This window comes from Pseudomonas veronii (assembly GCF_001439695.1).
Classification (GTDB): domain Bacteria; phylum Pseudomonadota; class Gammaproteobacteria; order Pseudomonadales; family Pseudomonadaceae; genus Aquipseudomonas; species Aquipseudomonas veronii.
In genome coordinates, this window is record NZ_JYLL01000085.1 from 1 (window position 1) to 1136 (window position 1136).

A 1136-nucleotide genomic window follows, 5' to 3' on the forward strand; every position below is an offset into this window, starting at 1 on the left:
GCCGCCATCGAAGCCCGCGCCGTCACCGCCAACGACTCCGCCGCGATCATCCGCGCCAAGGCTGCCCTCGACAAACTCGACATCGCCGAAGGCCTCGCCGAGCTCGAAGGCGCCTCCGCCCGCGTCGCTGTCGACGAAAAGCGCATGATCAACTGCCGCGCCGACCTCAACCAGCTCGTGCCCTTCAAGTACGACTGGGCCTGGCAGAAATACCTCGACGGCTGCGCCAACCACTGGATGCCGCAAGAGGTCAACATGACCGCCGACATCGCGCTGTGGAAAAACCCCGAAGGCCTGACCGACGACGAACGCCGCATCGTCATGCGCAACCTCGGCTTCTTCTCCACCGCCGACTCGCTGGTCGCCAACAACCTGGTCCTGGCCGTGTACCGCCTGATCACCAACCCGGAGTGCCGCCAGTACATCCTGCGCCAGGCCTTCGAAGAGGCGATCCACACCCACGCCTACCAGTACTGCATCGAATCGCTGGCCATGGATGAAGGCGAGATCTTCAACATGTACCACGAGATCCCATCGGTCGCGAAAAAAGCCGCCTGGGGCCTGAAATACACGCGCTCCATCTCCGACCCGAAATTCGAAACCGGTACCGTCGACACCGACAAAGAACTGCTGCGCAACCTGGTCGCCTACTACTGCGTACTGGAAGGCATCTTCTTCTATTGCGGCTTCACCCAGATCCTCTCCATGGGCCGCCGCAACAAAATGACCGGCGTGGCCGAGCAGTTCCAGTACATCCTGCGCGACGAGTCGATGCACCTGAACTTCGGCATCGACGTGATCAACCAGATCAAAATCGAAAACCCACACCTGTGGGACGCCGAGATGAAGGAAGAAGCGACCCAGATGATCCTGCAAGGGACCCAACTGGAGATCGAATACGCGCGCGACACCATGCCACGCGGTGTACTCGGCATGAACGCGGCGATGATGGAGGACTACCTCAAGTTCATCGCTAACCGTCGTCTGTCGCAGATCGGTTTGAAGGAAGAGTATCCAGGGACGACTAACCCGTTCCCATGGATGAGCGAGATCATGGACTTGAAGAAAGAGAAGAATTTCTTTGAGACCCGTGTGATCGAGTACCAGACTGGCGGTGCGTTGAGCTGGGATTGATT

At 59.2% G+C, this 1136-nt stretch carries 1 protein-coding gene; it reads left to right on the forward strand.

Going from position 1 to position 1136, the window contains the following annotated elements:
* Positions 1-6: 6 nt before the first annotated feature.
* On the forward strand, positions 7-1134 hold the full coding sequence (locus tag TU80_RS31070) for a ribonucleotide-diphosphate reductase subunit beta (protein WP_082643944.1): 1128 nt from the start codon (positions 7-9) through the stop codon (positions 1132-1134).
* Positions 1135-1136: the final 2 nt, after the last annotated feature.